Annotated in this window: 31 protein-coding genes and 1 pseudogene; 22 read left to right on the top strand and 10 right to left on the bottom strand. The window is 41.0% G+C overall.

Annotation, left to right across the window (positions count from 1 at the left end):
• Window positions 1–584: 584 nt before the first annotated feature.
• Entirely contained in the window at window positions 585–854 is a 270-nt protein-coding gene (locus H8S80_RS15500) for an LPD28 domain-containing protein (protein ID WP_117565654.1), read from the top strand.
• Between the two features lie 270 nt (window positions 855–1124).
• On the opposite strand, the gene H8S80_RS15495 is transcribed toward H8S80_RS15500, so the two are convergent.
• A complete protein-coding gene (locus H8S80_RS15495) occupies window positions 1125–1385 on the bottom strand; it encodes a helix-turn-helix domain-containing protein (RefSeq protein WP_039894257.1) in 261 nt (86 codons plus the stop codon).
• A gap of 126 nt (window positions 1386–1511) precedes the next feature.
• Here H8S80_RS15495 and H8S80_RS15490 point away from each other — a divergent pair, with 126 nt between their 5' ends.
• The 16 genes from H8S80_RS15490 to H8S80_RS15420 all read left to right on the top strand — a co-directional run bounded on the left by H8S80_RS15490 (window position 1512) and on the right by H8S80_RS15420 (window position 17742).
• Window positions 1512–1844: a hypothetical protein gene (locus H8S80_RS15490; RefSeq protein WP_155560784.1), complete on the top strand. Its 333-nt coding sequence runs from the start codon at window positions 1512–1514 to the stop codon at window positions 1842–1844.
• Window positions 1845–2684: 840 nt separating this feature from the next.
• Complete coding sequence (locus H8S80_RS34290) at window positions 2685–2978, top strand: hypothetical protein (RefSeq protein WP_242664002.1); 294 nt, start codon at window positions 2685–2687, stop codon at window positions 2976–2978.
• 318 nt (window positions 2979–3296) lie between these two features.
• A complete protein-coding gene (locus tag H8S80_RS15480; protein WP_050797846.1) occupies window positions 3297–4232 on the top strand; it encodes a DUF5688 family protein in 936 nt (311 codons plus the stop codon).
• Window positions 4233–4268: 36 nt separating this feature from the next.
• Complete coding sequence (locus tag H8S80_RS34635) at window positions 4269–4403, top strand: hypothetical protein (RefSeq protein ID WP_002591431.1); 135 nt, start codon at window positions 4269–4271, stop codon at window positions 4401–4403.
• A gap of 13 nt (window positions 4404–4416) precedes the next feature.
• Window positions 4417–5544 carry a hypothetical protein gene (locus H8S80_RS15475; RefSeq protein WP_006775852.1) on the top strand — a complete coding sequence of 376 codons (1128 nt, stop codon included), beginning with the start codon at window positions 4417–4419 and terminating at the stop codon, window positions 5542–5544.
• A 55-nt stretch (window positions 5545–5599) separates the two neighbouring features.
• On the top strand, window positions 5600–6631 hold the full coding sequence (locus H8S80_RS15470) for a YqaJ viral recombinase family nuclease (protein ID WP_039892736.1): 1032 nt from the start codon (window positions 5600–5602) through the stop codon (window positions 6629–6631).
• A 15-nt stretch (window positions 6632–6646) separates the two neighbouring features.
• Window positions 6647–7225, top strand: coding sequence for a hypothetical protein (locus H8S80_RS15465; RefSeq protein WP_002591434.1), 579 nt, complete (start codon window positions 6647–6649; stop codon window positions 7223–7225).
• A 13-nt stretch (window positions 7226–7238) separates the two neighbouring features.
• Window positions 7239–7700, top strand: coding sequence for a hypothetical protein (locus H8S80_RS15460; protein ID WP_006775850.1), 462 nt, complete (start codon window positions 7239–7241; stop codon window positions 7698–7700).
• Window positions 7678–8727 (top strand): ERF family protein, encoded by a 1050-nt coding sequence (locus tag H8S80_RS15455; RefSeq protein WP_006775849.1) that lies wholly within the window; start codon window positions 7678–7680, stop codon window positions 8725–8727. Before H8S80_RS15460 ends, H8S80_RS15455 begins: the two co-directional genes overlap by 23 nt.
• A gap of 38 nt (window positions 8728–8765) precedes the next feature.
• Complete coding sequence (locus H8S80_RS15450) at window positions 8766–10058, top strand: DNA primase (RefSeq protein ID WP_006775848.1); 1293 nt, start codon at window positions 8766–8768, stop codon at window positions 10056–10058.
• Entirely contained in the window at window positions 9991–10458 is a 468-nt protein-coding gene (locus tag H8S80_RS15445; RefSeq protein WP_227898893.1) for a hypothetical protein, read from the top strand. Before H8S80_RS15450 ends, H8S80_RS15445 begins: the two co-directional genes overlap by 68 nt.
• A gap of 103 nt (window positions 10459–10561) precedes the next feature.
• On the top strand, window positions 10562–11212 hold the full coding sequence (locus H8S80_RS15440; protein ID WP_006775846.1) for a single-stranded DNA-binding protein: 651 nt from the start codon (window positions 10562–10564) through the stop codon (window positions 11210–11212).
• A gap of 74 nt (window positions 11213–11286) precedes the next feature.
• Entirely contained in the window at window positions 11287–11817 is a 531-nt protein-coding gene (locus H8S80_RS15435) for a hypothetical protein (protein ID WP_006775845.1), read from the top strand.
• 18 nt (window positions 11818–11835) lie between these two features.
• Window positions 11836–14061 (top strand): SF1B family DNA helicase RecD2, encoded by a 2226-nt coding sequence (recD2, locus tag H8S80_RS15430; protein WP_117632900.1) that lies wholly within the window; start codon window positions 11836–11838, stop codon window positions 14059–14061.
• A gap of 18 nt (window positions 14062–14079) precedes the next feature.
• Window positions 14080–15882: a P-loop NTPase family protein gene (locus H8S80_RS15425; protein ID WP_006775501.1), complete on the top strand. Its 1803-nt coding sequence runs from the start codon at window positions 14080–14082 to the stop codon at window positions 15880–15882.
• 18 nt (window positions 15883–15900) lie between these two features.
• Complete coding sequence (locus tag H8S80_RS15420; protein WP_243272821.1) at window positions 15901–17742, top strand: vWA domain-containing protein; 1842 nt, start codon at window positions 15901–15903, stop codon at window positions 17740–17742.
• 140 nt (window positions 17743–17882) lie between these two features.
• Here the strand turns inward: H8S80_RS15420 and H8S80_RS15415 are convergent, their stop codons facing one another.
• From H8S80_RS15415 to H8S80_RS15390, 6 genes are all read right to left on the bottom strand, one after another.
• The gene (locus H8S80_RS15415; RefSeq protein WP_187049058.1) at window positions 17883–19073 is read right to left on the bottom strand and encodes a site-specific integrase; all 1191 of its coding nucleotides are present in this window, start codon (window positions 19071–19073) and stop codon (window positions 17883–17885) included.
• A gap of 78 nt (window positions 19074–19151) precedes the next feature.
• Window positions 19152–19355, bottom strand: a complete 204-nt coding sequence (locus tag H8S80_RS15410; RefSeq protein WP_004613735.1) for an excisionase — start codon at window positions 19353–19355, stop codon at window positions 19152–19154.
• Between the two features lie 374 nt (window positions 19356–19729).
• Window positions 19730–19969, bottom strand: coding sequence for a helix-turn-helix domain-containing protein (locus H8S80_RS15405; RefSeq protein WP_187049060.1), 240 nt, complete (start codon window positions 19967–19969; stop codon window positions 19730–19732).
• Entirely contained in the window at window positions 19962–20390 is a 429-nt protein-coding gene (locus tag H8S80_RS15400) for an RNA polymerase sigma factor (RefSeq protein WP_008787630.1), read from the bottom strand. The genes H8S80_RS15405 and H8S80_RS15400 overlap by 8 nt, the downstream gene beginning before the upstream one ends.
• Window positions 20391–20669: 279 nt before the next feature.
• Entirely contained in the window at window positions 20670–20894 is a 225-nt protein-coding gene (locus H8S80_RS15395; RefSeq protein WP_008787629.1) for a hypothetical protein, read from the bottom strand.
• A 31-nt stretch (window positions 20895–20925) separates the two neighbouring features.
• Entirely contained in the window at window positions 20926–21351 is a 426-nt protein-coding gene (locus H8S80_RS15390) for a hypothetical protein (protein WP_008787628.1), read from the bottom strand.
• Here H8S80_RS15390 and H8S80_RS15385 point away from each other — a divergent pair.
• The 5 genes and pseudogenes from H8S80_RS15385 (at window position 21326) to H8S80_RS15365 (ending at window position 23409) form a co-directional block, all read left to right on the top strand.
• A complete protein-coding gene (locus H8S80_RS15385; protein WP_008787627.1) occupies window positions 21326–21610 on the top strand; it encodes a topoisomerase C-terminal repeat-containing protein in 285 nt (94 codons plus the stop codon). The genes H8S80_RS15390 and H8S80_RS15385 overlap by 26 nt on opposite strands.
• A 205-nt stretch (window positions 21611–21815) precedes the next feature.
• Window positions 21816–21985, top strand: a pseudogene (locus tag H8S80_RS15380) (MLS leader peptide).
• Between the two features lie 48 nt (window positions 21986–22033).
• Complete coding sequence (locus tag H8S80_RS15375; protein WP_001814874.1) at window positions 22034–22117, top strand: 23S rRNA methyltransferase attenuation leader peptide; 84 nt, start codon at window positions 22034–22036, stop codon at window positions 22115–22117.
• 124 nt (window positions 22118–22241) lie between these two features.
• Window positions 22242–22979: a 23S rRNA (adenine(2058)-N(6))-methyltransferase Erm(B) gene (gene erm(B), locus H8S80_RS15370; protein WP_048791320.1), complete on the top strand. Its 738-nt coding sequence runs from the start codon at window positions 22242–22244 to the stop codon at window positions 22977–22979.
• Window positions 22980–23124: 145 nt separating this feature from the next.
• Window positions 23125–23409: a topoisomerase C-terminal repeat-containing protein gene (locus tag H8S80_RS15365; protein WP_002326770.1), complete on the top strand. Its 285-nt coding sequence runs from the start codon at window positions 23125–23127 to the stop codon at window positions 23407–23409.
• Between the two features lie 177 nt (window positions 23410–23586).
• Here H8S80_RS15365 and H8S80_RS15360 read toward each other — a convergent pair whose 3' ends face one another.
• From H8S80_RS15360 to H8S80_RS15350, 3 genes are all read right to left on the bottom strand, one after another.
• The gene (locus H8S80_RS15360; protein WP_008787625.1) at window positions 23587–24003 is read right to left on the bottom strand and encodes a hypothetical protein; all 417 of its coding nucleotides are present in this window, start codon (window positions 24001–24003) and stop codon (window positions 23587–23589) included.
• Window positions 24000–24203: a helix-turn-helix transcriptional regulator gene (locus tag H8S80_RS15355; RefSeq protein WP_008787624.1), complete on the bottom strand. Its 204-nt coding sequence runs from the start codon at window positions 24201–24203 to the stop codon at window positions 24000–24002. The genes H8S80_RS15360 and H8S80_RS15355 overlap by 4 nt, the downstream gene beginning before the upstream one ends.
• 100 nt (window positions 24204–24303) lie before the next feature.
• Window positions 24304–25215, bottom strand: a complete 912-nt coding sequence (locus H8S80_RS15350) for a conjugal transfer protein (RefSeq protein ID WP_008787623.1) — start codon at window positions 25213–25215, stop codon at window positions 24304–24306.
• Between the last annotated feature and the right edge of the window lie 15 nt (window positions 25216–25230).

The following is a 25230-nucleotide window of genomic DNA, read 5'->3' as shown; positions in this document are numbered from 1 at the left end:
AGGTAGCGGTGTGCCGCCACAAATACGCTTGCACCGTATCGGTCAACGCCTTTTCCCTTTATATTTCATGTAGAGGACGGTTGGCTCGATATGCTTTTTCAGAGTAGCCAATCGCTGGTCAATGGGGTTCAGCTTAACCCGTATATCCATCTGCCTCCCAATCATGGACGAAAACTTTTCATCAAGTCAGAAATGGCACGGTTCTTCTGAAAATAGTTGAACAAACCATATGCGGAGGTTAAATATTGACACATACTATATATAGTGATATCATGAAAGTAGTACTGATTTGTGTGTGTTTATAAACCACATTCAAATGTTTGTTCCGGTGGTATCTATACCGGAAGCTAATTTTTAGGTGTAAGCCTTTTATATGAACGAGCCAGGCAGAGTCTCTGTCTGTAAAGTAAGATATCAGAAATCTTTGCGAATTTCTGATGTCTTATTTTTTTGCTTCCAAAAAGGAGAGTGGGAATTTAGGAAAAGATAATTAAAAATCAAGTAAACAGAGACAAGAAGTATAAGACGCCTGATATCTGGAAAGAGAACAAATATGAGATCAGAGTATTTTATTAGGAGGATGTATGAGATACGATTACAGGAAGATTAAAACTGAGAAAGTAGAAGTCAAAGGTATTGTTTGCGAATTTTATGATATGAGAATCGACAGAGCAACAGTACCAGATGGAAAATATCTGTATGAGGTGGCGGGCGATGACGACAGCGGGGCAGAACCAGCAAGGGTAGGAAAAGGTGTTCTGGTTAATTTTTATGGTTCCCTAATATGCAACCAACCACTATTGTTGGAGGAAAAAGTAATGTGGTTAGAAACAGGAGAATTTAAATATGTTTAAAATGAAAACCGGCAGATGCACACTACTGGATAGAACTTAGCGGGGAAGATTTCTCTGCTTGTAAGTAAGACATCAGAAATTTGAAGAAGTTTTTGGTGTCTTACTTTTTGAACAAAAAGGAGTGAATGGAAAAAAGAATGAGAAAGAGCAGTCAATTATATAGGGCAGGGACTGCCTGAAATTATGCCTGTGGAGATAGCAGGTTACGTGGTCGATGAAGCAGAAAATCCATTGGCTTTAGACAATGAGGAGTTCACTCCTAAAAATATATCAATCAAAATGTGAGGAAAATTCGTCACGTAAGCCACGAAAAAAATCGTCAAAATTCGAATTGAAAATTATGGATAATGCTACTAACTCGCTAACTTTTATATTCATGCGATTGGTTTCTAATTTTGCATAAGTGCTCTTAGAAATATTAAGATTCATAAGATGCAATTTGGCAACAGTTTCATCTTGTGTTAAACCAGCTAAATGTCGCAGAAATTGAATGTTGTGGCCAATATCCATATCTGGTCTTAGTTTTTGCATATATAATCCCCCTGGTATGTCTGTAAGTTTCGTAATAACGAAATATATTCTTGATTTTATAACCATTAAGAATTATAATGTTTCGTGATAACGAATTTTATACAATGGGGTGAAAAATATTTATTTATGAAAAAGGCTGATATTGAAAGATTACTGTTTTACTACTTATGCGGAAATGAAACGGCAAAAGAAATGTCTCAAGGAAATAATATAACGTATGAGGAGTTCGATAGAATTACCTATATACTCATAGAGTTGAAATTCTATAATTTATTAATGGAATTTTGGGATGAATTTTATAATCAATTCCAAGAGGATATTGATAAGTCAGCAGAGGATTTTTCTGATAGCTTTGAACGTGAAATAAGCAGATGTGAAAAATGGCTATATCAATTTTGTAAAGAAGCACCAACACAAGAGTTACAAGGAATTTTAAAAGAAATATTTGATATATCATAATAGATATATCCAAAGATGGAGAAAGAAAGGAATTACGCCTTACTTGAAGAAGCCTCATTGATGTTTTTTGGAATTCATTTTTCTCTATGAGCTGCATAGCAACACTGATTATTTCTTCTCGGCGCTCTTCTTGTTGTTCTGGTGTAAGCATAATTCCTTTTGGCATATTATGATACCTCCTTATAACGACCATCGGTCGCTTCCTGTTTCGCATTATGGAGCGTGTATTTATTTCACGAGGATTCAGCTTACATTGCCAGCCGCCTCTATCAGCGAAACATTATTTACAAAATTTTTTCAGGGAGCGGCTCGTCGCGCTGGTATAACAGATACTTCTGTTTTCCTGCTTGGATTTGATACGATTGCTCTGCAAGCCGAAAAGACTATCCTTCTACTGACCCTGAAGTATATCTTGCTTCATTGAACTAACCGTGTGATTAACATAGACCACCAGCTATTGCGTGATACAGAGGTGGGTTACTATATTTCCACACCTAAGACTGGTATGCGAGGCAGGGAAAGGAATGGGCCCTCAACAAGTTGCATGGATTGGATCGGAATGGAAAAAAATCCGAGTATCGGCAGGGGTATACAAAATGGCTACCACTGTATGAATCGGATATTCTGATATCACACTACTGCTGTGTTAAGCAGAATGAGGAGCCGATTGCCCTGTATGAGAAGCAGACTGGACGGCATCCCATTTTAGCACTTATGGCAGAGGAATCTGCCAGGCGCAAGGAAGCATATCTTCGTACTGGCTGTAATGGCTTTGAAAGCGAAAGGCCATTTAGTAAGCCAATGGGATTTTGGAGAGCACAGGATGTGCTCCGGTATACAGTGGAAAAACAGTTAGAAATTGCAGAGCCTTATGGTGAGGTGGCCGAAGTGGGGCAAGTTCCCGGTCAGATTGGGTTCTTTCCATCATGTGGGCCGTTTAAGTGCACAGGAGAACAAAGAACCGGCTGTCTGTTCTGTCCGGTGGGCTGTCACCTGACAAGCTTTGAAAAATTCGTAAGGCTGAAAGCATATAATCCCAAGCTTTATGATTTCTGTATGGAGGAATTGGGAGAGAAAAATCTGCTTAGCTGGATAGAGAAAAACTATAGGAGAGGATATAAACAGATTGCATGATATTACACAGTAGAGAGGATATGAAGAATTGCTGCGATTTAGCAATCACATGGGATTGAATAGCTATATATAGATTTGAAATATTGACAAACACTATATATAGTGATAAAATAAACATGACATTGATTTGTGCCGCTTTTTTACTAAGCGCATTGGAATGTTTGTTCCGGGCAACCGGAAGCTAAGTTTTTCAGGCATGAGCCTAACATAAGAAAGCCAGGCAGAGAAGCAATCTCCGTTTGTAAGTAAGACATCAGAAATTTGAAGAAGTTTCTGGTGTCTTATTTTTTTGCTAAAAAAGAAAAGGAGAAAGAAAAAATGAACATGGAAACGCGTAAGACAAGTTTTGAAGAGAAGTTAAAGGAGAACTTGGGAGCGGAATATAAAGCGACATTTCCGCAGCGAATGGAAAAACAGGACGAGGAATTTCTCAGGGTTGGAGTCCAAAAATTCGGTGAATCAGCTGGAATTTGGATATACCTAAACGGCAGTGAGTTTCATTGGCTGGATAATGAGGAAGACATTCAAAGGGCGGTAACAAAAGTGATAGAAGAGTACAAAAAAAAGAGAGGATTCTTAAATGGTCCATATCTCACAGGAGATAGCTTTAGCAACGTAAAAAACAATCTTGTTTGTGCATTGGTCAATCGCGAAGACAATGAGGAAGTGCTGAAGTATATACCGCATATCAGATACTACGACATGGTGGCGTACTTCTTGATTTTTATTACGGTGGATGGAGAATCGTATGTTAGAACCGTGGTAAACGAGGATTTAGACCGGTGGGAAGTGGAGCTGCAGGACGTGCTGGAAACGGCAAAGTCAAATACAGATCTCAATCCACCGGTGATTGAAATGGTTGGAATTAAGGACTGGAAGGTGATATCAGCTCCAATAGGAAACACATTTGGTGAGATGCTCCAATCTATCAAAAGCCATCAGGAACAGAAGAACCCTATGTATGTGCTGTCAAATCAAAGTGGCCTGTATGGAGCCAGCAATATGATTGACAATCATCTGTTGGGACAGATTTCAGAGAGCTGTAATGACAGCCTCCTTATACTTCCGGTAGACATTCATGAGATTATATTAATTCCGTCCAGAAAAAATAGAACCTCTATTGCGGATTGGAAAGCTGTGATACATGCCTTAAATATTGAAAATAAAGGAGTGAAGCTTTCTGACCTTGTATATTTGTTTGACCGGGCGGATAAGAAACTGCATGTAGCAAAAAATGATGATTTTCAGGCATAAAGCCTGGACAAAAATAAAAGAAAGGAAGGAAAACAAATGAAGTTAGAAGCAAGATGGGATAACGCAGGGAGAGACCAGCTCACAATCGGCGAAATGGTTGAGATGGGAAAGGATGGCTATGAGTTTGTTATCAGCGGAGGCCATATTGTATCTGTTCTAATTAACTTATAAGGAGAGGGCGCATATGAATTTTGCAGATGATTTTTCAAAGACATTCTGTGATAAGGAAGAGTTTCTCGAATTTTTGGATGGGATTGAGTGCGGGGCAGAATGGCAGAAACATCCCACCAATACTGTACTTGTGATTGCCGGAGAGGAAGAACCAGAGATTTGCGAGAAGATAAAGGACATGGACGAGAAAGAGGAAATCATAAAAGATACAATGAAGAATTCCGGCCTGTTCTTATGCCTTGGCAGTACCTATTATCCGGTCGGACAGACCACCATGAAGTCAATCGAGAGCAGGGCCAGAATTGCAGGTTCTGCTCTATTGGATTTGCCGAAGGGGAAATTAGCCCGGGTATTAAATGACTGTCTGAATGTGACAAAGGGAAATGCGCTTGTGAGAATTCATGAAGGAAAGGTGCGCGCGGTACATGGCGGAGACCCAAGTGACTATTCCGTCCTGCCAATGCCGGAATTATTTGAAGTAGCATCTATCTATGTTGCAGAAAACTATGACAAGGCTACCTTTTCAAACGGCCTGTTCAGTCATTCTCTGGCAATGGCGTCCTGGGAATTGGAAGAAAAAGGACTCTTGGATACATACCGGGAACTGCTGCTCCAGTATGGCTTACAGGCAGATAACGTATTATCAGCTTTGATTCGTGTCCAGACATCCGATGTTGGCGTAAGTGGTGCGAATATCTATTATTCTCTTCTGCTGGGAGCAGAGAAGAAGCCGTTGATTTTAGGAAAACCATTGAAATTGGAGCATACGAATAATGCATCCATAGAAGATTTCTCTCAGAATATGGGACAGATATTTGCCAGATATCAGGAGGCCATTGGTGATTTGTCGAAGCTGTTTCATGTATATGCCAGCTATCCGGCTAACGTTATGGCTAGTGTTATGATTAAGGCTGGTATCAGTAAGGCGCTGACAGCCCAGACGGTAGAACAGTTTAAGGCCGGACATGGACCGGGAATCTGTAATGGCTATGATATTTATTGTGGAATCTGTGAGGCGATTTTTCTGGCACAGAGCAATGGAATGGGTGCAAAGGCATTAACCGATTTGGAAGAGATGGTTTCACGGTGCTTGACCTATCGTTTCCATGAATATGATATCCCAGGAACGATTCTGTACTGATGAAAGAAATAAGGCAGGGCAGGGAACCCTACTGTTCTGTCAGAAAGGAGACAATATGCTGAACCTGAATTATGAACCAGATGTGCTGGTGGAGGATATAACAACCCTATCCCATGACGAATGGAAATTATACAGAACACTGGGGATTGGGGGGAGTGATGCGGCGGCCGTGTGCGGCATCTCGCCATGGAAAACAGCCAGGGATTTATATGAAGAGAAGGTACATAAAAAAATCAAAGAACAGAATGATGATGGCTGGGTAGCAAAGGAAATCGGAAAGCGTCTGGAGGAATTGGTGGTTCAGATTTTTATGAAACGCACAGATACCAGACCGTATGCTGTGCGTAAAATGTTCCGGCATCCGCTGTATCCGTTTATGATATCTGATTTTGATTTTTTCGTTAAGCTTGATGAAAAGATCTATTTGTTGGAGTGCAAAACCTCGTTCAGTTACCACCACATGAATGGCTGGGAAGGTGGAAATATTCCACCGCACTATGTTCTCCAGGGGATTCATTATATGAGTGTGGCTAACGTAGATGGCATAATTTTTCTCTGCCTTCATGGTAACCATGAGGGTTCTCTTATCATACGGCGCCTGGAGCGTGATTTGGCACAGGAAGAAGAACTGATTCGGCAGGAATCGTATTTCTGGAATCAGTGTGTAGCTTTAAGAAAACCACCTAAGTATACGGAGAAGGCTGACTTAATGCTTAAAAGCATTCAGGGACGCTATGGTGTGCAGGAGAATAAACAAATTGTACTTCCACCATCATATGCGGCAAACATGACGTCCTATCTGAAACTGAAAAAACGGAAGTCAGAATTGAAGCGTCAAATGGATCAGATAGATGAACAGATGAAACTTGCCTATGCGCCAATAAAGGAAGCCATGGAGGGAGCTGAGGAAGCGGTACTGGAAACTGGAAATATCAGATATTTGGCCGGCTATAACAGGAAAGTTACAACTTCCATTAATAAAGACAGCCTGGAGGTGCTGCAGCTTATGCATCCGGATATTTACAGAGAGTATGCGCAGACAAATACCTCACAGTCTTTTTATATTAAAGAGGATAAGGCAAGTTAGGGGAGGAAAACGAAAATGGACGAAGAAATGAGACAGCCAGAAGAAATGGTATCTGTGATAGATGGAAAGAAGGTACAGGAAATCTTGGTTGGCCGATATCTCAATGTTGTTATTGTGGACCATACGGATTTTATGAAGCTTATGTTGAAGGAAGATTACAGAATCAGGCATAATTTTATGATGTTGATTGGGCAGTGGTTTATATGTTTATCCTCCAGTAGTGAGTGGGATGAACGAAATGAGGGCAGTGTGAAATTGTCCTGTAAACTGAAACCAGAGCTTTCAAAGACCAATTTATGGCCTTGGGTCACGTATGGGGATTCTGCACCCAATGAAGTTTCGGTCAGCGGCCACCAGACGGAATCAGTTGAACGGCTGTTTGCAGCATATTTATCTAAAACAGAATGGGAAATTTGCAATCCATTTCGCCAGTTCCTGGTTGCTATGCAAAAGGAGGACCGTACACTTCAGCAGATATTGACTCGGTTCGCAGTGGAATGGTGTGACTGGGTGGTAAAAGAGGAAAAAGAAATACAGGGAGAATCTTACCGTATTGCCAGTCTGATTGCATCAGTACCCTCTGTCTTACTATAAAATAGGAGGAATTTTGACTGATAATGAGAGACATTTTCTGGAATTAAAGCTTAGAGTTTGGTTAAGAAAGCTGAAACGGGAAAAAGCCGGTTTTGCCGGCCATAGAACTCCGAATGACTGGTCCTGTGAGCTAACAGATACTGCGAAAAAATACTTATGTGATGTGGTATATTCCGGTCAGGGCGGTTATGTGCTTGCGAGTGAAGAATCTCGCTTATTTACTGAGTTGCAGCAGGCTGTGACTCAGGCAAAGGTAAAGGAAAAACTCCATCAGGCATTGTTTGTGGATATGGATTTTGAGATGGTACGAGATCTGGCATATGGACTAAGAGGCCAGGTGGAGACAATTATGGTGGAATACAAATCACACGTTAAGAAAGGGAATGAACATGGAACAAAAGATTTTAACACTACAGGAAAAAATGGTAAAGATCCGCTCGGAGATACCTGCATTGGTAAAACGCGCATACAGTGAGGACGTGAATTATGATTTTATAAAGATTGATGATATTTTCCGCTATCTGACCCCGGCAATGAACCGATGGAATGTGAACTTTGAAATTGTTTCGGAATGTGCTTCAAAGAGAAACGAGAATGGGGACTCTGTCTATGTTGAATTCTTAGCATATTGTCAAATGTGGCTGTATGAGGCAGATTTAGAACTAAAGTGGATTAATGCAGAGAAGCCAGAAGACGAGGTAACCGTTACAATCCACGCCATCGGTACCCATGAAATGCCGGAGAAAGCAAAAGGCAGTGCGCTCACATATGCCATGAAATACTACCTAATGGATAAATACTGCATCGACCAGGGCGGTGTAGACCCGGATATGCGGGATTTTCCACCGGATACATATGATGGGAGCATACCGGAATATGATGGCTTGTCCTCTGATGCATATGATTTCTCAGATCGGGATTCAGAAGGGATAGCAGGAGATGCCTCTGGAATAACCGATATGGAACTGGACGCTGAAATGGAAGGCGGACAGGAAGTACCGGATGAATTACCGGAGGAAGAACCGATGGAGGAAGCTGAGGAGAGCGAAGTTGATGCATCTGAAGAACGTTCCATGATGAATGATTCAGAGATGAACCCAGAATCAGGGCATGAGGAAACGGATGCGGAAGAAACAGCAAAACAACAAGATGGGGGTATGGAATCAGATGCAAAAAAGACCAGAAGGAAGTCTGCAAAAGATAAACAGAAGGCAGATAAGGGAGACACGAACCGTCCGGTTCTGAGCCGCCATATCATGCCGGAGAATGGGACGATGGTGAATCTGCCAAACGAAGTAAGCCCACAGCCGGCTGTAAATATGACAATTGAGGAAGCTGGCAATATTGTTTGCACATTTGGTATCTATAACAATAAATGTCTGAGTGAGCTGCTCAATCAGGGAGAAGAAGGGGTGAAGGCGTTGGAGTGGATAGCCTATAATTACCGCGGCAGAAATGAAACAATCCGACAAGGCGCCAGATTGCTTTTGAGCACGCTGTAGGCCGCATGGTGAAAGCAGCGGGAAAGAATACTTAAAAGATGTTTAACATATCAGATGTAGCAAATTTGTTGGGAATTAAGAGGCTGACGGAAGGAAATTCCTTTAATGTCGTATGTCCGTTCTGTGGCGATACCAGAGGAAAAATGAATTTCCGTATTGTAAAAGACGGTGAGCTGGCAAATACCTATCACTGCTTTAAATGCGGCGCTCATGGAAATATGCTGACACTCTATGCAGACCTGATGGGAATTTGTGGTGTGGATCGGTATAAAATTGCCTATCGTGAAATTAAGACAGCGCTGCATGAGGGCGCTGGCTGCAGAAACAGCTATGACAGCAGCTTCACAGGAACGATGACACAGATAGAGGAGGAAGAAACAGCAAGTCTTGAGAAAAGAAGTCAGATTTATCAGAGACTCATAGAGATGCTGTCCCTGTCGGAAACTCACCGGAGAAAACTGATGGACCGGGGGCTAACAAGCAACCAGATTGAGGCATTCCATTTTCGCAGTACTCCAGTTCATGGGACTGAGGGGCTCGCAAGGAGGCTGATAAAAGAAGGATATTCTCTTGCGGGCATACCGGGATTTTACATGAATCAAAACCAAAACTGGGATATTGCGTTATATCGGAATAACCAGGGAATCCTATGCCCGGCTTACAGTGTATCCGGAAAGATTGAAGGTTTTCAGATACGGTTGGATGCTCCCCATGATGATAAAAAGTATTTGTGGTTAAGCAGTACCAATAAAAAACGTGGTGCTGGCAGTAAGAGTCCGGTCAGTTTTATTGGAAATCCATTTGACAAGACGGTACGGGTAACGGAAGGAATATTAAAACCGATTGTCGCTCATGCTTTATCCGGATACAGCTTTTTGGGGACACCGGGAGTAAACCAGTATAAGAGCCTTGAGAAGGCATTGGCAGTCCTAAAGGAGAACGGTCTTGAGATGGTCATGGAATACTTTGACATGGACAAATTCATGGATATCGGCTGCTATGGTGATTATAAGTCCTCTACCTGTGGTAAATGTCAGAACAAGGAGCGTTACTATGGAAGGAAGATTTGTGAAGAGAAACGGAAAAAGCGGGACCAGATTCGTGCGGGGTGCTGCAGGCTCTATGAGAGCTGTGACCGGCTAAAATTAAAATGCATCCGCAAGACCTGGGACCAGAGAGAAGATGGGATTTGGGCTGGAAATGATAAGGGAATTGATGATTACTGGTGGTCTGGCCTGAAGAAAAAAGAGGAGCAGATTGGATATGATGGGATGGACAGAACAATTCATCATCGAAGCAATTTGCCGTCATACGGAACAAGAGTTGCGTAGTGATGAGACAAAAACAGAGAGAATGAAGCTTAGTGCCTGTAGCGCCTTAGAAAGTATCAGAAGACGTGTCAATGGATACGGAGCAGAGTGTTTTGCATTTGTCCTGTTGGTTGGGATTATGTTAAAGAAAAGTCAGATGATACTGAATGCAGATACAAAGGGGGAGCTGGAAGCGATTTTAGAGCCTTCCGTACCCCGGTGGAATTACGGAGGATTTCTAACAGGTCCCTATCATGTACCGGAAGAAGAAGCAATCTTTTGGTCGAAAGCTTCATTGGAGGCCCCGTTGAATGATGAAGGAGCAAGACGGTACCGGGATGTGGCTGCAGTAGCCTTTCCAGAGGAGATGGCTGAAATCTGGGGAACAGATGATACAGGAGAAGGCGGCATTGCCGTATAAAAAGGCAGGGAGAGAAAACATCTTTCCGTGTCTATTTTTGCGCATGAAGCTAAGATGGAGCAATCCAAAAGTGGGTTTGTATAAAAACGAAGGAGGATAACAAATGAACAGATGTATATTTGTGGGAAGATTGACAAGGGATCCGGAGGTGAGTTTTTCAGAGAAAGCCCAGATGTCGATTGCCAGATTTACTGTGGCGGTGGACCGGATACCAAAGAGAGAAGGAGAACCAGAAGCAGACTTTTTTAACTGTGTGGCATTCGATAGGAAAGCAGAGTTTGTGGAACAGTATTGGTACAGTGGTATGCGTGTGGTGGTAAGCGGAAGAATGCAGAATGATAACTACACAAATAAAAAGGGAGAAAAGGTATATGGCGTTTCTTTGAAAGCGGACGATGTTGAGTTCGCTGATGGAAAGAGAGAGGCAGATAATGGGCAGGCGCAGAGCACGGCTCCGTCCAGAGCAGCAAATCCTGCAAATGCATTAGCGGCACAGATGTCCAAAGAAGCTCCGGTGACGAGAAATGCAACACAGGCACCCAGAGCAGCCACTGCGGCATCCAGAGCAGCAGCGCCAGCTACGAATCAGGGCGCCGCAAAACCGGCTGCCAGCAGAAATACACCACAGCGTCAGGCACCTAGCCGAAGCGCGGTAGGAAGAAGCGCATCCCAGCGAGGGGCTGCGAGGGCAGCTGCCGGCGATGACTTTATGAATGTAGCGAGTGGAATGGAAGAAGGTCTTCCGTTTAATTGATTTAACAGTATGAATACAGACGGCTAGGATGTGATGGCGCATTCTAGCCGCCTGCTTTTGGAGGATAAACGAAGATGAATGAAAAGAAAGTACAGAAATTCATCATGGTATTTTTAATGTGCACAGCGGGGGCCGTGATGTTACAGCTGGCAGCTCCCATGATTTTGGGACTTATTGTGAATGCGGTATCGATTGGGATTCCATTTGCAGTGTATTACTTGCTTATCAGAAAAAAATGGAGAATCAGGATAATTAAATCATCGGAGGAAAAAGAGCAGTCTGGCAGTGGAAGTGGAGCGGCCGAGGAAGGTCTGGATGATGGAAATAATGGTCAGGACGAAAGGGACAACCCGGTATATGAATGGTATACACGGTGCGGAAGGGAACGAATCAAAGCGATATCTACCAATATATTTGCACATGGAAAAAATGAATTTTGGATTCGTACCGATGGTGTCTGTAATATCCGCACCCCAAAGGGTTACAGACGGGCTGGCAATCTTCCTGGATATCCGGGCGCGCAAGCCAATACCATTACCGAATATTTAAAGCAGGACGGATTTTATGCAGTCAATGATGGGAGATACATTTATGTTTCAAGGTAAGCGGGAGGAAGAGAACCGATGGTATGTAAATTTAAGAGCCGACTGTATATAAACCCGGGGAATGGTTATACCGTGGCTGAATACAGCAGTATGGAGCTGGATTGTATTCCAAGTGAAGCAGTCATATCCAATTATGGAACAGAGGTGACGTTCACTGCATTTGGAAAAGAACTTCCTTGTATGGATAATGTAGAGATTGAGATGGAGGGAGACTGGAAAAGGTCCGAGAAATATGGCCTTCAGTTCGGTGTTGACTGGTCGAGGGTTCTCCTTCCCAAAAGCCGGGAGGGAATCATCGGTTATCTGTCCTCCGAATTGATTACGGGAATCGGCCCGGTTATGGCAAGAGAGATTGTCAACCGGTTCGGAACCGATACCTTCACTGTTATGGAGAATCATCCTAATGAACTCCTTGCTATTAAGGGAATTACTGAACAGAAGCTGGAATTTATTATTGAATCCTATCAGAAGAGTGCGGAATTAAGGGAATTAATGGCGTATCTTGCACCTTACCACGTCACACCCAAAAAGGCCGAAAAAATCAAACAGCATTTTGGTCTGGAAGCAGTGACACTGTTGAAGGAAAACCCATACCGTCTTTGTGAAATCAAAGGGTTTGGTTTTATTACCGTTGATCCCATTGCCAGAGCCAGTAAAGACCTCGCTCCGGATGAGCCTGAAAGGATTAAAGCGGCTATTCAATATGTTTTGAGAAAGGGCGCTGAAGAAGGAAATCTGTATTTAGACAGTACCATCATTGTCGATATGGCATATAAGGTGCTCAATGCAGGCTTTCCAACTGATACAGTCAGGCGCGGACAGATTAAGCTGGCAGGAAATGAGCTGGTAATGAAGGATAAGCTTCTGGAGGCAGATGGAACGGCTATTTATTTAAAGGCATACCGGGAGGCGGAGAAAGAGGCAGCGTATCATCTTGTCAGGCTGCTCCGTTCACCGGGGAACACGTATAATATTGAGCGGGAATTAGAGGCTGTTTTAGCAAAAAGTAAAATGACGCTTGCACAAAAACAGGAGGAGGCAGTCCGAATGGTATTTCGGTCCCAGGTATCCATCATCACTGGCGGCCCTGGAAAAGGAAAGACTACCATCCTCAAAATTATTCTTCAGATATTTGAACGTCTGGAAAAAAATAAGTCTGTACTACTTTGTGCACCCACAGGCAGAGCCAGGAAAAGACTTTCAGAGAGCACTGGGTATCCGGCTTTTACAATCCACAAAGCATTATATGTAACGGATGATGAGATGGACAATATGGAACCCGAAATCCTCGAAGAGGATTTAATTATTGCGGATGAATTTACCATGTCCGACATGAAGCTTGCCAGTATGCTGTTTTCAAGAATCAAGACAGAAGCCAGACTTATATTGGTAGGTGATGCGGATCAGCTTCCATCGGTGGGACCGGGAGATGTATTTAGGGAATTAATTGTCTCCGATGTGATTCCAGTTACGGTTCTGGACGAGTTTTTCCGGCAGGCGAAGGGGTCAAATATCATATGGAATGCGGATTTGATGAACAGAAATCAAAAGAATCTTCTTTATGGAGATGATTTTACCTTTACCTATGTGGAAGACGCATATGACGCCGCAGAAAAAATTTCAGAAATATATCAGGAGGAATTGGAAAGAAGCGGCGGTGATTTGGATATGGTTCAGGTATTATCACCTCTGCGCACAAAAACGGAGGCAGGGGTAACTGCTTTAAATAACCGGCTGCAGGGAATTGCCAATCCGTTTGCTGTTGATAAAGCGGAGTGGCAAACCAAGTACGGTTTGTTCCGTGTTGGTGATCGGGTTATGCAGACGCATAATACAGAAGAGATTGCTAATGGAGATATTGGAAGGGTTGTCCAGATTGGAAAATCAAAAGCTGGGGAAATGGAAATGACCGTGGATTTTGGAGATGTCATTAAAACATATCAGGAAGATGAGTTATCAATCCTTGAGTTAGCATATGCAACAAGTATACATAAATCACAAGGAGCCGAATTTCCAATTGTGATAATCCCGGTACTTACCTGCTTTTGGCCGATGCTAAAGCGAAATATTTATTATACAGGAGTCACGCGGGCAGAATTTCGGGTTCATCTTGTTGGATCAAAGAAAGCTCTCTATATGGCAATTTCCAACAGTGATATCGGCAAGAGAAATACCCTGTTGGCAGTAAGGTTGCGTGCAGAGGCACAGAGACAGGGGCTGATTCCCGGACAAGAAGCTGCATAAGAAGGAGGAAATCAAAAGATGATGAAGATTTTTGAAAACTGGACATTTACCAGAATTTTGCCGGAACCATTTGCGGGCGTGGCTGCAAACCGCGGGAAAAAAGACACAACGGAGGCATCCTGTCTTTCCGTCCATAACCATATGTCAAGAATGAAGCGTGCAACCCTGCACGCTTCCACTTTAAAAGCACTGCTGGCCGTATCTGCAATTATAAGAGGAGACCAGGAAGGCGCATTTGGTGTACAGACAGTGTCGGGAACGGTTAAATGGTATTGTATGGAGTACGCAAAGCCTGTGGCTGCCGGTTCTGAAATAAGAATCGGTGTGTATCATCCACAGGATGGTAAATGGAAAGGGATTGTAAAGAACGGAACAACACTGGCGGCATATCCGCAGATTGGTGAGCGGGGGGCAAGCGGCAGGGAAATTATCATGATGTTCATTTTTGCAAGCTTAGCAGAAGGTTCTCTTCATGACGATGAATTTTCCAAAGCCTTCTTGCTGTTAAACGATGAGATAAAAGATGGATATCCGGATGCGGATAAGGCAACGGACCTGGCTTTTCTATGCTGTGACAATCTGTACCGAAGAATTGTCAATAGTGCGTCTCTCGGTGAGTCTGGTATTTTGTTTGACGGGGATAGTATTGCGTCTGGAAATGTACCGTTAATTCTTACCAGTCAACTGGCCGATGGAGATTATAACCCGACCGAGACGATATATGGAAAATTTCAGGTTCTGGAATGTAAGGACTGTGAAAGAACAATAGCAGAATTAAAAGAGCAGTATGACCGCAAATTTGAGCTTACCGATGAGGAAAAAAATCTGGTTCCTAAGCTGCCGGAAAAATACAATGTATCAGCAGAAGCACAGGAGATTATGGACGCGGTTATCAACAGCCCCATGCGGGTTTTCCTTAGTGTAGGGGAAGCTGGCACAGGTAAAACAACAAACGCAAAAATTATAGCACAGTTGTTGGGATTGCCGTACTATGCTTTTACATGCAGCGAGGGAACAGATGAAGTGGATCTGGTATCTTCCATGGTTCCCAATACAGGTGAACGGCCGGGAAAGATTCAGATTCCCATGCCAACGTATCAGGATCTAATCATGGACCCGGCTTCCGCTCTGGCGCAGATATGCGGATTGTACGACAACGAAATCAGTGAAGAAGAGGCGTTTAGAAAAATCCTGACCATGTTTTATCAAAATGGATTTGAAAATGGGAAGGATGATAAGAAATTTGTCATGGTAGAGTCCCCTATTGTGACTGGGTGCAGAAGACCATCACTGGTGGAAATACAGGAGCCTTCTGTTATTACCAAACCAGGTACTCTGGTTAAGTTAAATGGACTGCTGGATGAAGGTGCGGCAATCACACTGACCAGTGGAGAAGTGGTGAAACGGCATCCCGACACAGTAATCCTCATTACAACCAATATGGGATATAAAGGGTGCCGGGGATTTAATGAATCCGTTTTGTCCAGAATGCGTATGGTTCATTACTTAGAGCCGCTCAATGCGGAGGCAATGGTAGCCCGGGTCAAGAAGAAAGTGAAATTTGACGATGAGACTTTCTTAAAGAAAATGGCGGATATTGTTTGTGAAGTACAAAAACACTGCAATACAGAAATGATTACGGGCGGAGTATGCGGATACCGGGAATATGAGGACTGGGTGTGGGCTTACCTTATACAGAAGGATATATTGAAAGCAGCAAAATGCACGCTCGTTGCGAAAGCAGCGCCGGAACCAGAGGAAAGGGAGGAAATTTATAAAAAACTGGTGATACCCGCGTTCACAGAGGCGCATGCGGCATAAAAAAATGAGGAGGAACCAATGAATAAAAAAGTGCAGCAAAAACATAATCAAATAAAAAATAGAATGGGAAGGCTGACGGATAAAGATTTTTTTCTGTCTCAATCCTATCATGGCACCATGTTAAAATCTGTCAGATTGTTGGGACAGAAGAATGATATTACCCTGTTCATGGATTATGAAGAGTCCGATGACGCCAGGATTGCGTTTACAAATGGACGGCTCCTCTACTTAAATACGGCGAATCCAATCACAAATCTGATGACGAGCCGGGTGTCTAAAATAAAGAGCCATGAGGGGTTTATAGCCCATGAATGCGGCCATCTTAGATGTTCGGATTTCAAACGGCGGGGCCGGTATGTAAGCGGATTCTCCAGATGGCGTGTGTATCCAAAGCCTCCACAGGTGCAGCTGGTATACGAAAGAAAAGCCTGGGAGGAGATGAAAGGATACTTAAATGCCCATAACGTGGTGGCAGCCTCGGTGATACAGAAAACCGCTTCTTATATAAATAACGTACTGGAAGATGTGTATATTGAAAGCTTTATGTGCCAGAAGTATCCGGGCAGTATTCAAAATGGAATTCAACGTAATGCCGCGCTTATCATTCATCATATTCCAACGCAGGAAGCGCGTAAGGCAGAAAAGAGCGATGGACTGACTATTATGCTGGATATGATTTTCCGCTATGCCAGAGCCGGAAGGACAGAGGCAGAAAAAGAATATGATAAACAGTATTGTTCCCGCTTAAATTCCTGCCGTAAAATCATTGATGAGGCAGTGGTAAGCGCTGACCCGGATATTCGCTTTTATGCTACGAACCGCCTGATGCTAAAGTTGTGGAAATACATCAGACAGGCCATTAAAACAGCGGCAAAGAGCCTGAAAAATGAAATAAACCGGCTTTCGGAGGAAGAACTGAGTAAGAAAATTCAGGAGTATTTAAATCGGAAAATGTTATGGGTGGCACTTTCAGAGACCATCGGTGCTTCGGAAGAACAGAATGAAGTGGAAGAGGAAATTGAAGGCTGGGACGGGGAGCTGGAAGGGGAACCGGAATCTCAAAATCAGAACGGTAAGAACGAAGAATTAGAAAATGCACTTGAGAAAATGCGAGATGGGCAGAGGCAGGAAGGAGGAGAAGAGGAAACAGAGGAAGGATCGGAGATCGATGAGACATTATCTAATCTTTTGCAGAAAATAGCAGAGGAGAAGTTTCTGCTGGATGAGGAATCGGATTTAAAAAGGAATCTGGAGGAGGAGGCAGCAGATTTTAAATTGGACGGTATCCACAAAGATTCAGTGATTGAAATGCACCGGATGACAACAGTTCCCCAGGGATTGGAAAAAGAATATAAAATGATTGCTCCAGAAATAAACCGAATCACAAAACGGCTGGAAGCATCGCTTGAAGATGTGCTGGAGCGGCTGGAGGGAGGTACGCAATCAGGTCTTTACATGGGGAAACGTTTAAGCCGTGGAAATCTGTACCGGCTAGATGATAAGATTTTTGAAAAAACAATAAAACCGGAAGATGGATTTTCAATCGCATTTGCGGTTCTGCTTGACCTTTCAGGTTCTATGTCATCCGGTGGCAGGATTGAGTCTGCACAAAAAGCGGGTCTTGTCATGTATACGTTTTGCCGGAATCTGGGAATACCGGTTATGCTGTATGGCCATACAACCCATGATACGGGATATACGGAAGTGGTAGACATTTACTCTTTTGCAGATTTTGATTCTGTAGACAATCAGGATTATTTAAGAATCATGAGTGTTAGTACCTATGATTGTAATAGAGATGGAGTAGCACTTAGATTTGTAGGACAAAAACTTACTAAATTTCTGATTATCTTTTCATAAGTTGGTAAATGCCGATATATCCCGTATTTTAGGGCTTTATCGGTATTTTCTTTTTGGAAGATACCTTGCATAAGCTGGCATTTACCAGCATGAAAATGCAACCAAAAGTAGTAAATGAGTAGTAAATATAAGCTCCGATATTAACAAGCCAGTCTTTCCAGTTCCGCTTTTGCAGATTGAAATGTACCGTGTGCGTAATAGCCAAGTGTCATGGTTATGTTAGCGTGTCCCATGAGATATTGCAGGGTGTTTGGGTTCATTCCTCTATTTGCCATATTCGTACAATAAGTATGCCTGAATGAATGTGGTGTGATGTTCGGTAACTTATCCGTGTGATACTTGTTATATTTCTTAATCAATCCTCGCACCATACCCTCATAGTTTCCTGCAACTTTAGGCAAGCCCTCACGGTTTAAGAATAGGAAATTGCTGTAACCACCTACAATCAGCGGTTGTGCCTTTCCTCTGTTCTTTAGTATTCTTTGGATTGCTTGATAAGCCCGTTCTGTCAATGGAAGTTCCCGTTTTCCGTTTTTGGTCTTTGGTGTTTCAATATAGTAGCCCATTTCGCTATCTTTCAATAACTGGTGGTCTATATTGAGTATTCTGTTCTGCATATCAATATGCGTCGTCAGTCCGCAAAATTCAGAAATACGAAGTCCCGTTTCCAACAGAAGCACAACCTCATCATAATACTTACTATAAATCTTGTCCTTTTCCATAAAGGCAAGCAGGCGTTCTTCCTGCTCTGGTGTAAGGATAACTTTCTGCTCTGTATCATCTTCCAGAACATCACTTAGCTTAAATTCAAATGGGTTCTTTCTGATACAGTCGTCTTGTATCGCCATGTAAAATGAAGCTTTCAAGGAACGCTTATAGTTATCAATCGTTTTATAGGCATATCCTTTTTCGCTCATTCTGATAGCCCATTCTTTAGCGTCCGACTGCTTAACAGTATCAATCGCCCTCATACCCAATGGGTCATTTTTCAGAGCATTCATAAGATACTGTCGTCCCTTTTCAGTAGCCCTTTTGATGTTCTTTCTTTGGCTGTTTTTCTTGTCGTAGAGCTGGCAGACTGTCATTTTACCGCCGACTGTGTCGATACCGTCGTTAAGGTCTTTTTTTATCTGTGCTTCTTTTTCCCTCAATGAAATATCATCACGCTTTCCAGCAGGTGTCTTGTCTGTCGGTACAAGTTTCCAAGAATAGATAAATTGTGGCTTTCCGTATATATCGGAATATTTATAAACGTATCTTCCGTCTTTTCGCTGGCTCTCTCCATTACGCAAATTGCGATTTTTACTGTCTTTTCGTTTCGCATTAGACATAGTGTAAAGCTCCTTTCCGTCATGGAATGAGCCGTGATACGCTATACTTTATTATACCATATCTACGGTTCAATGACATTAGATTTCGTCCAATGTATCTATGATTTTTTCAAATTGTTTTCGCTTAATCTGAATACGATTACCGTTCACGATAACCCAGCCAGCGTCAATATTTTCTTCGGCTAATTTACGCAATTTCTTTTCGCCAATGCGGAAGTATTTGGACGCTTCCTCAATCGTCAGCGTATATTTTTCCCAGATAGGCACATCAGTATTGTTCATAATCTATGCACCCCCTTTACTGTGTGTCATTTTTTACAAGCAGGCAGACGGCTTTGGAAAGCTCCGTTAGTATCTCAACTATTCCCATTCTTGTGGGCAGAACCGCACCATGCGGACGTATCATTATTCTGTGAGGATAGGTCGTGGCAAAACGACTTTTCCAACAGTCGCTCTCGGATCACTGCGTGGGTCGCTCGCTTTCTTTTGAAAAGGTCGTGGCGTACAGTCCCCGTGGCTCGCTATCTCACAAACGTATCTGTCTGCTTTATTCAGTTGTCAAAGAGCTGTGGCGAAAGCGTGTTGCTTTCATGTAAAAGCAGGTGCAGAGCAGGAAAGAGGGGATTGAACAAATCATGCTCTGCGATTACTGCTTGTTATTCTTCGGTTTCTAAAGGAATATCAAAGTCCAAAATCATTTTGATAAGTGCTTCTCTGATACGTCCTTTTAATTCCATGTCTACGACTATGCAGACATTACCATATCTGTCGTAGAACGGACGCAAACAACATTTTGATATGTACGGGTCATACAATGCTAGTATCTTTTCAATCGCATTTACGTTGCCGTCCACAGCCGACGAGATAAGGTAAAATGACGGGCGTGTGTTATTCATCATTCATGTTCTCCTTTAATTTTTTCTTGATTTCTTCAAGTGAGTTCTTCCTACTTCGGAACGACGTTGAACGGTTAATCTTTAATCTGTCGCCGATTTCTGTATCGCTCATGCCTAAGAAGAAATACATCAACAAGATTTCTCTGTCTTTTTCAGACAGATACTTAATCGCTTCTGCTAAATCATCATCAAGGACACGAACCTCAATACCACATACATCAAAGGCGGTATAATCGCTTTCGTATTCGTCCCAGACTGCCAGCTTTTCCACGACGATTTCTGGAAGTTCACAATAGGAAATTTCCTTATTTCTTCGTCGCTTTAATTCTTTGCGATAATTACGGACAATGCCTTTCACTACACGTTTGAGCTTGCAGTCAAATTGGCATTGTATTGTCTTTTGGAAGTCCGACGGTTTCATATCATCACACCCCCTTTCCGTTATGACGTGAAAAGTGTTTATCCCTCTTTCCGCACCATATCTGTACAGCAAGGTGTGATTTGTTGCATGATTTTGAAAAAAAATGAAAAAATTTTTTCGGGTACAAAAAAAGCCCGCACAAAACATATAGTCTGTACGAGCTATTAAAGCTGTGAGATATTCAGTTGTTAATAAAATGCTGTTAGGTAGTGTATGACCGTATAAGATTATGCTTAAAACTTTCCATGACACAAGCCCCCTTACAGCACTTGATTTCTATTAAACTTTTGTCTTTTTTGTAATCTTGTAAATATATTCTTCTGGAGTAGGGCGTTTATTTCCAAAATACTTTCTGAAATTCTCCTGCACTTCTGGGTCGGTGCTGTTCATAGCTTCATCAATCGTCGCTTCAATATCAGCTCGAACATCAGCTAATGACACACCGCCAGCTTTTGCACCAGCTTTCAATGCTTTTTTAATATCTCGTTTTTTAAGTCCTATCATAGTATTACCTCGTCACAATTTACTGAATGTTTTAGAAATGTTTTTCAAAATGCTTATATAGAATAATCCCTAAAAATGTTTGCAGTAGGAATAAACCAAATATAATGCCTATAATCCATGCTTCAATATGAAGTAACGCAAGTACAAAAGCAACAAACAAGTACACGAAAGTCATTAACTGATATACTAAAGAACCAGCTTTCATTCTTAAAAATATTTTTCTTTCATCAACATTATTGATGTGATTTTCTCTATTTATATTTTGTAATTTTTCTTTATTTTTTGGCATTTCATAATAACAAATTTTCAATAATTGAACACCAGAAGCAAAAGCTAAACCGAACCCCATTGCGTAAAAAAGTGTAGCGTAATAATCAGTATCAATAACGAAATATCCAAAACATATAAAGATTATACCTATAATAATCTCAATGATAAATGATAATTTTTTCTTCATTGTTAATTCCACCTTTCAAAAGACTACATTTTCTGTATTAAAAAAATCGTTTTATGGTTGTTCAAATTATCCTGAATGTAAGTTTACTTTAGCTGAACATTTTAGAAAGAAAAAACTAACCAAAACGAATGTAAAAGAATTACTGGAGGGAAAAGAAACCCTGGTAAAAGGAATCAAAAACAAAGAGAAAAAGCCCTACAATGCCGTTGTAAAAATTGGGGAAAAGGGATATATTGATTTTATATCTTTCTCAAAATAAACATAAAAGCCCTTTAAAGAGGGCTTTTATATATTAATCACAAATCACTTATCACAAATCACTTATCACAAATCACAAGTGATTTGTGATTGTTGATGATAAAATAAGAATAAGAAGAAATAGAAAGAAGTGAGTGATTGTGGGAAATTTAGGCGCACAAAAAGAAAAACGAAATGATACACCAATCAGTGCAAAAAAAGATATAATGGGAGATAAGACGGTTCGTGTTCGTGCTGACTTGCACCATATCATAAAAATCGAAACAGCAAAGAATGGCGGAAACGTAAAAGAAGTTATGGAAATAAGACTTAGAAGCAAACTTAAGAGTGTGTTGATATTGCAGTATCTTAAAATTTTGTGTATAATAGGAATTGAAGTTAAATTAGATGCTAAAAATTTGTAATTAAGAAGGAGGGATTCGTCATGTTGGTATTCCAAATGCGTAATGTAGATAAAACATCTACTGTTTTGAAACAGACTAAAAACAGTGATTACGCAGATAAATAAATACGTTAGATTAATTCCTACCAGTGACTAATCTTATGACTTTTTAAACAGATAACTAAAATTACAAACAAATCGTTTAACTTCTGTATTTATTTACAGATGTAATCACTTCAGGAGTGATTACATGAACAAAAATATAAAATATTCTCAAAACTTTTTAACGAGTGAAAAAGTACTCAACCAAATAATAAAACAATTGAATTTAAAAGAAACCGATACCGTTTACGAAATTGGAACAGGTAAAGGGCATTTAACGACGAAACTGGCTAAAATAAGTAAACAGGTAACGTCTATTGAATTAGACAGTCATCTATTCAACTTATCGTCAGAAAAATTAAAACTGAACAATCGTGTCACTTTAATTCACCAAGATATTCTACAGTTTCAATTCCCTAACAAACAGAGGTATAAAATTGTTGGGAGTATTCCTTACCATTTAAGCACACAAATTATTAAAAAAGTGGTTTTTGAAAGCCATGCGTCTGACATCTATCTGATTGTTGAAGAAGGATTCTACAAGCGTACCTTGGATATTCACCGAACACTAGGGTTGCTCTTGCACACTCAAGTCTCGATTCAGCAATTGCTTAAGCTGCCAGCGGAATGCTTTCATCCTAAACCAAAAGTAAACAGTGTCTTAATAAAACTTACCCGCCATACCACAGATGTTCCAGATAAATATTGGAAGCTATATACGTACTTTGTTTCAAAATGGGTCAATCGAGAATATCGTCAACTGTTTACTAAAAATCAGTTTCATCAAGCAATGAAACACGCCAAAGTAAACAATTTAAGTACCGTTACTTATGAGCAAGTATTGTCTATTTTTAATAGTTATCTATTATTTAACGGGAGGAAATAATTCTATGAGTCGCTTTTTTAAATTTGGAAAGTTACACGTTACTAAAGGGAATGGAGATAAATTATTAGATATACTACTGACAGCTTCCAAGAAGCTAAAGAGGTCCCTAGCGCCTACGGGGAATTTGTATCGATAAGGGGTACAAATTCCCACTAAGCGCTCGGGACCCCTTGTAGGAAAATGTCCTAAGTGTGGCAACAATATTGTATTAAAAAAATCGTTTTATGGTTGTTCAAATTATCCTGAATGTAAGTTTACTTTAGCTGAACATTTTAGAAAGAAAAAACTAACCAAAACGAATGTAAAAGAATTACTGGAGGGAAAAGAAACCCTGGTAAAAGGAATCAAAAACAAAGAGAAAAAGCCCTACAATGCCGTTGTAAAAATTGGGGAAAAGGGATATATTGATTTTATCTCTTTTTCAAAATAAACATAAAAGCCCTTTAAAGAGGGCTTTTATATATTAATCACAAATCACTTATCACAAATCACAAGTGATTAATCACAAATCACTTGTGATTTGTGATTCTTAATGATACAATATTACTATACAAAAAAAGAATGGGGCGTAGTTATGGAGAAGGAAAAACTAAAAATACTTGAAGAATTAAGACGTATTTTTATCTAAATAACGAGCTGTTATAACCCATGTAATTTGTCCGATAGCAATAACTCCTGCTATCGAAAAAAACACAACTTTACTCATATATCCCATAAAGACAAGAGCAAATAATACAAGAACCAATAATGTAAGTGTTACTTTATAAGCATTCGCAAGAGAAGCATTAGTAATTGCGATATTTCTTTCATCATTTTCTAATATTTGCATTTCTTTTGTTGGCTTACTGAATATATCACAACCCATAAAAATCAATATTATTCCAATAAGCGTTGTACCATAGACAACCAAATCTGGACGAGGTACGGGCAATAGTTGGTGTACGCCTAAACCATAAGTTAGTAAACCACCTAAAAAGATTATTACACCGATAAATAATTCAACTTTTTGTATCTTATGTTTCATTTGCTTTCCTCCTCATAAATAAATATTTCTTCAATACTCATTTGAAAGTACCTTGCAATTTTAAAAGCTAAGATAATAGAGGGATTGTAGCGTCCATTTTCTAAAGAGCCTATTGTTTGACGAGATACTTCAAGAGCAGTCGCTAAATCTTCTTGTTTAATACCTCTTTGTTTTCGTAATTCTTCTAAACGATTTTTCACAACATACCCCTTTCTTGAACAAATGGAAAGTTTGCTTTCCTTTTCTAATCTTATGATACTCCTGCAAGTAAAGAATGTCAAGCAAACTTTCCATATTTTATTATCCTACAATCTTCCAGTTGCTATCCTTATGTAGCACAAGTTCATACTGCGATATTTGTGTAGCCTTTGTCTGATTATCAAGGAATTTCACAGCAACTTTGACTTTCACATTGTCCCCGTCCTTTGTAAAGATAGGGTTTACCAGTTCAGCATAAATGTAGTCCCTGCCGATAGGCTCAAGCACATTTCCCGATACATAGTAGGCAAGCTCTTTTTCTGTGGCTGTCGGGTACAGCTTAAAGAATGTTTCAAGAAATGCAGTAGCGTCATTGACGGTATCAGCGTCTACACTTGCATTTGCTTCTGGTGTCTTAGGCTCATAATCTGATTTCTCGATTGCTGGTGCAAGGGTAGGGTTCTGAACGATTACCATATCCCCGTCAGCGTCTACATGGACTTTTACGGTATAGGTTGCTTTCACATTGCTTGTCTGTTCTCCCTCTTTTATCTGCTGATCCACTTCGTAGGTAGCAGAAAAAGTGTCCGTTCCCGACTGTTCAATACTCCATACAATCACATCTGTAACTGTGGAGCTGGTCGGTATATCGGTTCTAATGGTATCCACATTCAAGTCCTGCAATTCCTTTGTCAGATAACCGCTGATTGCCTGCGTCCTTGCTTCAATCGCTTCTTTGCTGTTACTCCATGTGTAGTAGGGCTTTGCAAAGTTCTTCACAAAATTTTCTATCCCGTTGGTGTCCTGCAAGCGAAGCTCTATGATTTCTTTTTCATGGGTCGTGTGCTGGTCGATAGCCGTAAAATTCTTATACGCCCCAAAGCTCACGCTTGCGATAAGCACCACCCACAATGCAATCACGGATTTTTTATGTGTGCCTACCTTGAAAGTACGCACCTTTTTTTCTTTGGGTTCTTTGATAGTTTCTGTCTGTTTCTTATTCTTTCTAAACATGATGAAATCCTCACT

It is taken from the genome of Hungatella sp. L36 (assembly GCF_014288035.1).
Note: the sequence above shows the minus strand (reverse complement) of the source record. Positions and strands in the feature narration are given on the sequence as shown.